Origin of the sequence: Streptomyces sp. NPDC001594 (assembly GCF_042893675.1) — a bacterium.
Lineage (GTDB): Bacteria > Actinomycetota > Actinomycetes > Streptomycetales > Streptomycetaceae > Streptomyces.
The window spans coordinates 683,569-693,399 of record NZ_JBIAVB010000001.1 but is presented as its reverse complement, the minus strand read 5'-3'; the positions used below and the strand labels follow the sequence as shown (position 1 = coordinate 693,399).

The 9,831-nt window shown below is 73.8% G+C and carries 9 protein-coding genes; 3 read left to right on the top strand and 6 right to left on the bottom strand.

The features are described 5' to 3' along the window. From ACFY0O_RS03430 to ACFY0O_RS03415, 4 genes are all read right to left on the bottom strand, one after another. On the bottom strand, nucleotides 1–640 hold a 640-nt coding region (locus ACFY0O_RS03430; protein WP_388942188.1), incomplete at its 3' end, for an ABC transporter substrate-binding protein. A 218-nt stretch (nucleotides 641–858) separates the two neighbouring features. After that, nucleotides 859–957, bottom strand: coding sequence for a putative leader peptide (locus tag ACFY0O_RS03425; protein WP_358895391.1), 99 nt, complete (start codon nucleotides 955–957; stop codon nucleotides 859–861). Nucleotides 958–1,113: 156 nt separating this feature from the next. After that, nucleotides 1,114–1,575 (bottom strand): Rrf2 family transcriptional regulator, encoded by a 462-nt coding sequence (locus tag ACFY0O_RS03420; RefSeq protein WP_358895390.1) that lies wholly within the window; start codon nucleotides 1,573–1,575, stop codon nucleotides 1,114–1,116. 93 nt (nucleotides 1,576–1,668) lie between these two features. Then, nucleotides 1,669–2,853, bottom strand: coding sequence for an acyl-CoA dehydrogenase family protein (locus ACFY0O_RS03415; RefSeq protein WP_388942185.1), 1,185 nt, complete (start codon nucleotides 2,851–2,853; stop codon nucleotides 1,669–1,671). 677 nt (nucleotides 2,854–3,530) lie between these two features. Here ACFY0O_RS03415 and ACFY0O_RS03410 point away from each other — a divergent pair. The 3 genes from ACFY0O_RS03410 to ACFY0O_RS03400 are packed head-to-tail and all read left to right on the top strand — an operon-like array spanning nucleotide 3,531 to nucleotide 7,170. Beyond that, a complete protein-coding gene (locus ACFY0O_RS03410; RefSeq protein WP_388942182.1) occupies nucleotides 3,531–4,586 on the top strand; it encodes an NAD-dependent epimerase/dehydratase family protein in 1,056 nt (351 codons plus the stop codon). Next, a complete protein-coding gene (locus ACFY0O_RS03405; RefSeq protein WP_388942179.1) occupies nucleotides 4,580–5,887 on the top strand; it encodes a DegT/DnrJ/EryC1/StrS family aminotransferase in 1,308 nt (435 codons plus the stop codon). The genes ACFY0O_RS03410 and ACFY0O_RS03405 overlap by 7 nt, the downstream gene beginning before the upstream one ends. After that, a complete protein-coding gene (locus tag ACFY0O_RS03400) occupies nucleotides 5,884–7,170 on the top strand; it encodes an MFS transporter (protein WP_388942177.1) in 1,287 nt (428 codons plus the stop codon). Before ACFY0O_RS03405 ends, ACFY0O_RS03400 begins: the two co-directional genes overlap by 4 nt. Nucleotides 7,171–7,250: 80 nt before the next feature. Here ACFY0O_RS03400 and glpK read toward each other — a convergent pair whose 3' ends face one another. Next, entirely contained in the window at nucleotides 7,251–8,768 is a 1,518-nt protein-coding gene (gene glpK / locus ACFY0O_RS03395; RefSeq protein ID WP_388942175.1) for a glycerol kinase GlpK, read from the bottom strand. A 39-nt stretch (nucleotides 8,769–8,807) separates the two neighbouring features. Then, nucleotides 8,808–9,656, bottom strand: coding sequence for an MIP/aquaporin family protein (locus tag ACFY0O_RS03390; protein WP_388942173.1), 849 nt, complete (start codon nucleotides 9,654–9,656; stop codon nucleotides 8,808–8,810). Nucleotides 9,657–9,831 lie beyond the last annotated feature (175 nt).

Sequence of the window (9,831 nt, the reverse complement as noted above, 5' to 3'; positions counted from 1 at the left end):
CGCCGTCGATGGAGCCCTGCTTGAAGGCGTCGGGGGTGACCTTGTTGTCGGTGCGGACGACGGAGACGTCGCCCTTGCCGGACTCGGGGTCGACGCTCCAGCCCTTCTCGGAGATCCAGTTCAGGAACGCGACGTCCTGGGTGTTGCCCTTCTGCGGGGTGGCGATCTTCTTGCCCTTGAGGTCGTCGAGGGTCTTGATCTTGTCGGGGTTGACGACGAGCTTGACGCCGCCGGAGGCGGAGCCGGAGATGATCCGCAGGTTGGAGCCCTTGGACTTGACGTAGCCGTTGATGGAGGGGGAGGGGCCGATGAAGCCGATGTCGAGGGAGCCGCCGTTGAGGGCCTCGATCTCGGAGGGGCCGGCGTTGAAGGTCTGCGGCTTGATGGCGGTGGCGCCGAGCTCCTTGGCGATGAGGCCTTCCTGGAGGCCGACCAGGGCGGTGGCGTGCGTCAGGTTCGGGAAGTACCCGATCCGGACCTCGGACGCGGAGAGCGCCTTGGCACCCTCGGCGGACGCCCCGGCCGCCTTGGGCTCCTCCTTCTTGGCCTCGGAGCCGTAGCCGCAGGCGGTGAGCAGCAGGGGGAGCGCGGCGGTGGCGGCGAGGGTGCGAAGGGCGGTGCGCGTTCTTGCGGCAGACACGGAGGTGTCCTTTCGGGGATGGGTGTAGGGGAGATGCGGTGCGGGTGCGGCGACGGGCGTCGAGGGGCATCGGCGTGCACGGTCCCGGCCATCGGCTGCGGGAGCGCGGCGGCGGGGCCCGGGCGGACCGGAGGGTGAGAGCGGGGTCCGCATGGTGGGCGGGCGGTGGCCCGCCGTACGGACGGCGCTCCGCCCGTGGATCCGGGCCGGGAGCGGGGTCAGGAAGGCTGACAGATGGCGCTGGCGGTACGGGCCAGGTCGATGTGCCGGCGGGAGATCAGGGACGGCGTCCGTCCGGCACGGTGCGGTGTGCGCATGGGTCGCCTCCCTGGATTCCTAGTTTTCCCACCTGGTTGGTAGGCATATTGGCAGACGGGGGTACCCGCCCCAAGAGGGTGACCGGATGGTGGACGCAGCCGTCTCGGGATCCGAGAACGCCCAGGTGGGCCAGGGGGGTCAGGGGGCCGGGACGGTCAGGGGTTGGTCCAGGCGCCGGGGGTGTGGGCCAGGGCGGACACCCCGGCGGGCAGCTCGCAGGAGGCGACGTCGGCGAGGGACACCCCGTCGAGGATCTCCCGGACGTTGGCGCGCAGGGCGATCCACAGGGGGAGCAGGGACTCCGCGGGGCCGGTGTAGGAGAGGTCCGGCGGACGCACCCCGCGCACCGAGACGAGCGGTCCGTCCACCACGCGGATGACGTCGGCGATGCTGATGGACGCGGCGGGCCTGGCCAGCCGGTAGCCGCCGTTGCCGCCGCGCCGGCTGACCACGAGCCCGCCCCGGCGCATGTCGCCGAGGATGCCCTCCAGGAACTTGTGCGGGATGTCCTGGGCCTCGGCGATGGCCTCGGCCTTGAGCGGCTCGTCTTCGTCCTGGGATGCGGCGAGCTGCAGTGCGGCACGTACCGCGTAGTCCGCCCTGGCTGAGATCCGCATGCCGACAGTATCGCGTACGGGGCCGGCCGGCGTCCCGCGCGGGTGCGCCGCCGCGCCCGGGGCGGGGGGCCCGGCCCCGGCCCGGCGCGGGGGTCAGCGGAAGGTGCCCGCCATCGCGCGGTGCGAGCCGTTGAGGTAGTGCTCGCCGATGGAACGCAGCCGGTGCGCTGCCGGGCGCTGGGAGGTCAGGACGCGGGCGTTGCGCCAGAACCGGTCGAGGCCGGGGGCGTCGGCGAACTCCAGCACCCGGGCGGTGATGTGCAGGGCGGCCTTCGAGGTGACGGTCTCGGCCGTGGCGACCAGGGCGGCGACGGCCGCCGCCTCCTCCGCGTCGAGCCGGGCGCCGGCGTCGAGGGCCTGCGCCATCACCTCCGTGGCCCGGTCGGCCACGGCGGTGGCCGTCTGGGCGGCGGAGGCCAGTTCCCCGTACGCCAGGAAGAGGTCGGGGTCCTCGCCGGGCAGCCGGTGGGCGCGGCCGCTGCGGCTGAGGTCTCGGGTCTCGCCCAGGGCGCCCTCCGCGATGCCGAGACCGACGTGACAGAGGGCGAGCCGGAGCGCCGGCTCGGCCAGCGCGGTGAAGGGCGCGGCCGACTCCTCGTCGCGGGGCCGGCGGCCCAGCACCTGCCCCGGCGCGACGGCCACGCGGTCGAAGACGGCCTCGCCCGCGCCGGCGACCCGCTGCCCCAGGCGGACGCGGGCCGGTTCGACGTGCACCCCGCGCGCCCCGGGCGGGATCCGCACGACCAGGACGTCCCCCGTCGCGGCGCACACGGCGTCCACCAGGATCTGGTCGGCGGTGGCCACCACCGTGTCCACGGGGCGGCGCCCCTCCAGTACGTGGCCCGTCGCCCGCGGTCGCAGCGTCAGGTCCGGCGGGCCGGCGTCCTCGTGGGGCGCGGGCGGGTGGACCGCCCCGGTCCACAGCCACTGTCCGCGCGCCGACTCCTCCTCCAGGGCGGCGGCTTGCTGGTCGGTGGCGTAGAACCGTCCGCTCCACGTGTGCGCGTAGTGGCGGGCGAGCACCTCGCCGATCGAGCCGTCCGCCGCGGACACCTCCCGTATGACGGCGCATCCGGTCCGCCAGTCGGTCCCGCGGCCCGACCTCGGCGGAGTGAGGGCCGCGGGCAGGCCCGCCTCGCGGAGCCGGGCGGTCTCGTCGGCCGGCGGCTCGCCCGCCCGGTCGCGGGCTATGGCGTCCGCGGCCAGGTCGTCCGCCACGTCGCGGGCGGTCCGCAACAGCGCGCGGCGCCGTGCGTCGGAGGGAACGGCGGTGGTCATGTCGGCTGCTCCGGGAGGTCGTCGGGCGGCGCCGGGCCGGCTGCCGGGAGGCGCGGGGAGGGCGCGTACGGAAGACGGCATCCGATCCCCACCTTTCCCATCGGATTGATAGGAATAGTTGCCCGGGTGTGGCCTCCCCGGCAAGAGCGTGACCGGATGGCGGACCGAGCCGTCTTGTGATCCGAGACGACGCAGGTCAGGAGCGGGTCCCCAGGCTTGAGGACGGCTCGGGGAAGAAGACGGGACCCTCCGTCAGCAGCCGTGCGCACCACAGGATTCGGGCCCGCCCGAGCCCCCGGGGAACCAGCCATCCGCGCCCGCCGCGCGGAGCCCCCGTCGCCCTTCCGGTTCGGTCGGAACGGCTCCCTCCGCCCTCGCCCGTCGCGGAAACATACCGGCTCCGCTCTTCTCGCCGCCGTACGGCCGAGAGGCGGGCAGTCTCGGCCAGTCTCCCCGGCCCCCCTTGCGCCGCCGGGGAGGCGGCGTGGTGAACTGGTCGAGCCGTAACCGATCAGGTGCGCAAGCGTCACCGCGGTCCGGGCCAGGGTTGAACAGCACCGCCGTTTCGAGCGCACCGACCGGTGCGCGCCGGCAGACGGGTGCTCCCCGGGTGACCACCGGCCGGCGTGCGCCCGTGCCCGTCCACTCCCTCGCCCTGAACCTCGAATGGAGCGATCGTGCACCACGGTCCCCACCTCCCCGAAACCCCCTACGCGTCAGTGGCCGTCACCGGCGGAGCCGGATTCGTCGGCCGGCACCTCGTCACGGCCCTCAGCCTGCTGTCCCTCAAGGTCACCGTCGTCGACCACGCCCCCCTCCCCGCCGAACTCGAAGCCCTGCCCGGCGTCTCCCACGTCCGCGCCGACCTGCGCGACTACGGCGAGACCTTATTGGCGCTGCAGGGCGCAGACGCCGTGTTCCACCTGGCCGGCAACGCCAGCGGCACCGAGTCGGTCGCCGACCCCCGCCGCGACTTCCAGCTCAACGCCCTCGGCACCTGCAACGTCGGCAACGCCTGCCTGGAACTGGGCGTGCGCCGCCTGGTCTACCTCTCCTCCGCCATCGTCTACGGCACCCCGCTCGACAGCCCGATCCGCGAGGACCACCCCACGCGGCCGTTCCTGCCCTACGGCGCCTCGAAGCTCTCCGGCGAGCTGACCCTGCGCAGCCTGTACGCGACGGCCGGACTGCCCGTCGTCATCGGCCGCTCCTTCGTCGTCTACGGCCCCGGCGAGGACCCGCGCCGTGCGGGCGGCGAGGTCTCGCAGTTCCTGCGCTGGCACCTCAACGAACGGCCCATCCCGGTGGTCGGCGACATCGACCTCAAGCGCCGCGACTTCATCCACGTCGAGGACCTGTGCCGGGCCATGCTGTTCCTGGCCGCCCGCGGCGCCGACGGCGAGACGTACAACCTGGGCACCGGCACCGCCGTCTCGATGCGCGAGCTGGCCGCCGCGGTGGGGACGGCGACCGGCCGCCCGGCGCTGCTGGACGCCGACACCTCCAGCCTGGCCGACAGCTTCACCCTGCTCGCCGACGTCACCCGTCTGACGGGGCTGGGCTTCGCCCCGCGAATCCCGCTGACCGAGGGGCTCACGGCCCTCACCTCCCTGCTCGGCGCCTTCCCCGAGGTGCCCTCCGCCCGGGCGGTGTTCCGCCGTGAGGCACCGGCCCGCCGCGTGCTGACGGCGGGCGCCGCCGCCGGGGTCCGTGAGGAGGCCGGGACGTGCTAGCCGTGGACGGAGGGACCCCGCTGCTGGCCGGGCACGAGGTGGCTCCCTGGCCGCAGGTCACCGACGCCGACCGCAAGGCCGTGCTCGACGCCCTGGACCAGGCGACCCCCTGGCACTGGCCGATGCGCACGGTCCGCGAACTGGAGGACGCCTGGGCCGAGTTCACCGGCATGCCCTACGTGGTCGCCGCCAACTCCGGCACGGCCGCCCTGCACATGGCCATCGCGGCCGCCGGGGTGGAGCCGGGCGACGAGGTGCTCGTACCGGCCGACACCTTCCTGGCCTCGGCCTCCTGCGTGCTCCAGGCCAACGCGATCCCGGTGTTCGTGGACACCGACGCCGAGACCTTCAACATCGACCCGGCCCGGATCGAGGAACGGATCACCGACCGTACCCGTGCCGTGGTCGCCGTGGACCTCAACGGCCTGCCCGCCGATCACGACGCCCTGCGGGAGATCACCGACCGCCGGGGCCTCGTCCTGGTCGAGGACGCCTCCCAGGCGCACGGCGCCGAGTACCGGGGCCGCCCGGTGGGGTCGCTGGGCACGATGAGCGGCGCCAGCCTCAACGGCTCCAAGACCCTCTCCGCCCTCGGCGAGGGCGGGCTGTTCGCCACCCGCGACGAGGAACAGCACCGGCTGGCCCGGCGGGTGCTGATGTTCGGCGAGGAACTCCCCGGCCAGAGCCGCGACTACAACGCCCGCATCATGGGCTGGAACTACCGCATCGACGTCCTCGCCGCCGCCTTCGCCCGCTCCCAGCTCACCCGGCTGCCGCAGATGTCCCGCGCCCGGCAGGCCAACGGCGCGGAGCTCACCCGCGCCCTCGCCGGAGTGCCCGGCATCCGTACGCCGACCGTCCCCGAGGACCGCACGCACGTCTACTTCTTCTACCCGCTGCTGGTCATGCCCGAGGAACTCGGACTCGACGGCCTGCCCGTCGCCGCCTTCCGCGACGCCCTCGCCCGGGCGGTGAACGCCGAGGGTCTGCACATCATGCGCTGGCAGCCGCAGCCCGTCCCCGGGCAGACCCTCTTCCGGGAACTGCGCGGCTACGGCCGCGGCTGCCCCTGGAGCTGCGGACACGCCCGGCCCGGACACCACTACGATCCGGCGCAGTACCCGGTGAGCGAGGACATCTGCCTGCGCCGCCTGGTGCTGGGCCAGAGCTTCAGCTCCTTCGGCCCGCCCAACGACCGGACGACGATGCGGCGCTACGCCGAAGTCCTGTACAAGGTCCTTGTCGAGGAACGGGAGGCGCTGATCGCCCTGACCCGGCGGACGGCCGACGCGGAGCGGTGACACGACGACAGGGGACCGAGCGGATGCGCGACGAGCCCGAGCGCGGTATCGCGGACGGACGGACGGCACCCACGGCCGGCGACCGGCACCGGAACGGCGACGGGGGCGACGACCGGTCGCGGGACCGGCACCCGGGCGGCGGCCGGAGCCCGCGGACGATGCGGCTCGCCGTCTGCGCGGTCTTCTTCGTCACCGGAGCCGCCTTCGCCACCTGGGCGGCCCGGGTCCCCGCCGTCCAGGGCCGGCTGGACCTGTCCGCCGGGGAACTGGCCGTGGCCCTCGTCGGCCTGAGCGGCGGGGCCTTCCTCGGGCTCCCGCTGGTCGGCGGCCTGGTCGCCCGGTACGGCAGCCGCACGGTCCTGTGCGTGGGCATGGCGGCCTACCTGGGCGCCCTCGCGAGCCTGCCCCACGTCCCCGACCTGGCCGTGCTGACGGCGGCCCTGGCCCTGTTCGCGTGCGGCAACACGGCCGTCGACGTCGCGATGAACACCCAGGGCGTCCTCGTCGAACGTGCCTACGGGCGCCCCGTCCTCGGCGGGTTCCACGCCATGTTCAGCCTCGGCGGCATCGCCGGGGCCACCGCCGGCGGGCTGGCCGCCTCCGCCGGGGTCGGCATCCGGGCCCACTTCACGGTGGCGGCCCTCGTCCTGCTGGCGGTGGCGGGCGCGGCGGCCACCGCCCTGGCCCCCGACCCGCCCCCGGCCGAGGGCCCCGCGCGGCGGGACCCCCTGCTGGCCCTGCCCGGTCCCGGCCTGTGGATCCCGGGCCTGGTGGCGTTCTGCGCGCTGATGGGGGAGGGCGTGGTCAACGACTGGGGCGCGGTCTACCTGAAGGAGGAGACCGGGGCCTCACCGGGGGCGGCGGGCCTGGGCTACGCAGTCTTCTCCGCCGGCATGGTGGCCGGCCGGCTCGGCGCGGACCGGCTGCGCTCCCGCCTCGGCACCGTCCGCTTCACGCTGCTGTGCGCGGCGGTGGCCGGGGCGGGGGCACTCGTCCCGATCCTGGTGGCCACGACGGCGGCGGGCTTCGTCGGCTACGGGCTGCTGGGGCTGGGCATGGCCGCCGTCATCCCGCTCGTCTTCGCCCACGCCGCCGGGCTGCGGCCCGAGCGCACCGGCTCCTCCATCGCCGCCGTCTCGGCGGTGGGCTACGTCGGCTTCCTGGCGGGCCCGCCGATCATCGGCGCCCTGGCGGAGGCGACGACCCTGCGGTGGGCGATGCTGGTGCTGCCCGCGCTGATGGCGGCGATGGCCGCCCTGGCCACCCGCCTGCGCCGCGGCTGACGCCCACCACGGGGCGGCCCCGCCGCACCGCGACGCCGGAGCGGGCCCTTCGCGGGCCGCTCCGGCGTCCGTTGGTACGGCTATTCGACCTTGGCCCAGTCGAGGGTGCGCTCCACGGCCTTCTTCCAGCCCGCGTAGCCCTCCTCCCGCTGCTCCTGGGTCCACTGGGGCTCCCAGCGCTTGGACTCCTGCCAGTGGGTGCGCAGTTCGTCCGTGTCCCGCCAGAACCCCGTCGCCAGTCCGGCGGCGTAGGCCGCGCCGAGCGCGGTCGTCTCGGCGACGACCGGCCGGCTGACCGGCACGCCGAGGACGTCGGCCTGGATCTGCATGCACAGGTCGTTGGCCGTCACGCCGCCGTCCACCTTGAGCACGTCCAGGTGGACGCCGGAGTCCTGCTCCATGGCCTCCACCACGTCGCGGCTCTGGTAGCAGATGGCCTCCAGGGTGGCCCGGGCCAGGTGGCCGTTGTCGTGGTAGCGGGCGAGCCCGACGATCGCGCCGCGGGCGTCCGAGCGCCAGTACGGGGCGAACAGGCCGGAGAAGGCCGGCACGAAGTAGATGCCGCCGCTGTCCTCGACGGTGGAGGCCAGGCGCTCGGTCTCGGCGGCATCCGTGATGATCTTCAGCTGGTCGCGCAGCCACTGCACCGCGGAGCCGGTGACGGCGATGGAGCCCTCCAGGGCGTAGACCGCCGGCTGGCCCGCGAACTGGTACGCCACGGTGGTCAGCAGACCGTGTTGCGAACGGACCAGCTCGGTACCGGTGTTGAGCACCAGGAAGTTGCCGGTGCCGTAGGTGTTCTTGGCCTCGCCCGGGGCGTAGCAGACCTGTCCGACGGTGGCCGCCTGCTGGTCGCCGAGGACCCCGGTGATGGGGATGGCGGCCCGCAGGGGGCGCGAGGTGCGGGCGTGCCCGTACGCCTCGGGGTGGGAGGAGGGGTTGATGGACGGCAGCATCGCCCGCGGGACGCCGAAGAAGCCCAGCAGCTCGTCGTCCCAGTCGAGGGTCTCCAGGTCCATCAGCATGGTGCGGCTGGCGTTGGTGACGTCGGTGGCGTGGATGCCGCCGTCGGGGCCGCCGGTGAGGTTCCACAGCACCCAGCAGTCGGTGTTCCCGAACAGGGCGTGCCCCTGCTCGGCGGCCTCGCGGACCCCGTCGACGTTCTCCAGGATCCACTGGATCTTGCCGCCGGAGAAGTAGGTCGCCGGCGGCAGGCCCGCCTTGCGCCGGATCACGTCACCCTGCCCCGAGCGGTCCAGCGCCGCGGCGATGGAGTCTGTGCGGGTGTCCTGCCAGACGATGGCGTTGTAGTAGGGGCGGCCGGTGCGCGGGTCCCAGACGACGGTCGTCTCCCGCTGGTTGGTGATGCCGATGGCCGCCAGGTCGGTCGCGGAAAGGTTTCCGTGCCGCAGGGCGTTCTGGATCACGGAGTTGGTGCGCTCCCAGATCTCGACCGGGTCGTGCTCGACCCACCCCGAGCGGGGCAGGATCTGGGAGTGCTCCAGCTGGTGCCTGGCCACCTCGTTGCCCGCGTGGTCGAAGATCATGAAACGCGTGCTGGTGGTTCCCTGGTCCACTGCGCCGACGAAGTCAGCCATGGGTTGCCGCCTCTCTTGGGCCCGTCCTCGCGGGTCGGATCAGCTCTCGTCCGGTGACGGCACGCGCCCCGGGGGCTCCGGCTCGGCGGTCGGCAGGTACCGGCCGATGAAGACCTTGTACAGACCCGCTCCCAGCAGGGCGCCGATCAGCGGACCGATGATGGGCACCCAGAAGTAGAAGTGCCCGTACTGGTCCCGCCACGCTCCGCCGTAGCCGGTGAGGAAGCTCGCCAGGCGCGGGCCGAAGTCACGGGCCGGGTTGATGGCGTAGCCCGCGTCGGTGCCCCAGGCCATGCCGATCGCCACCACGATGAGGCCGACGATGAACGGGCCGAGGTTGGCGCCGGGAGGAGTGTTGAGCAGGTCGGTGACCGCGAGGATCAGCAGCAGCAGGATCGCGGTGCCGATGACCTGGTCGCGCAGCGCGCCCCATTCGGTGACCGGCAGGTTGGGATTGCCGTTCGCCGGGAGCGTGGAGAACACGCCCTGCGTCTTGATGGTGTGGCCGGGGTCCGCCTTCGCCAGCGCCTCGGAGTAGTTCCAGCGCACGATGAGGGCGGCCACGAAGGCGCCGGCCGTCTGGGCCAGCGCGTACGGGGCCACGTGCTTCCACGGGAACCCCTTGAACGCCGCGAGCGCGAGCGTCACCGCGGGGTTGAGGTGCGCACCGCTCAGCCTGGCGGCGACGTACACGCCGAGGGTGACGCCCAGGCCCCAGGCCCAGGCGATGCTGTCATGGTTGCCGAGACCGCCCGGCGGAGTGGTGAGGCCGCCGCCGGCGACCACCTGGGCCACCACGCCGACGCCGAAGAGGATCAGGATCATGGTCCCCGCGAACTCCGCCGAGAGTTCGCCGATCAGGCCGGACCTTTTGAGCCGCTCAGCCATGGGTGCCCGCTTCCCGCCGGCCAGAGACCGGCCGTCGACTGCCCCGAGTCCTGCGGGCCGGGCCTTTCGGATCAGGCCTGAGCAGGCCTGATCCAAAACACACGGCCTAGCGACATCGTAAGTCCGGCGGGGGGATCGGGCGCGCGGGCACGGGGCGGCAGGGCTCCCCCCGGCG

What these genes read in the sequence shown, in the direction of transcription:
- ACFY0O_RS03415 (WP_388942185.1), bottom strand. Translation starts at nt 2,853, where the DNA reads ATGACCACCGCCGTTCCCTCCGACGCACGGCGCCGCGCGCTGTTGCGG.
- ACFY0O_RS03425 (WP_358895391.1), bottom strand. Translation starts at nt 957, where the DNA reads ATGCGCACACCGCACCGTGCCGGACGGACGCCGTCCCTGATCTCCCGC.
- glpK (WP_388942175.1), bottom strand. Translation starts at nt 8,768, where the DNA reads ATGGCTGACTTCGTCGGCGCAGTGGACCAGGGAACCACCAGCACGCGT.
- ACFY0O_RS03390 (WP_388942173.1), bottom strand. Translation starts at nt 9,656, where the DNA reads ATGGCTGAGCGGCTCAAAAGGTCCGGCCTGATCGGCGAACTCTCGGCG.
- ACFY0O_RS03420 (WP_358895390.1), bottom strand. Translation starts at nt 1,575, where the DNA reads ATGCGGATCTCAGCCAGGGCGGACTACGCGGTACGTGCCGCACTGCAG.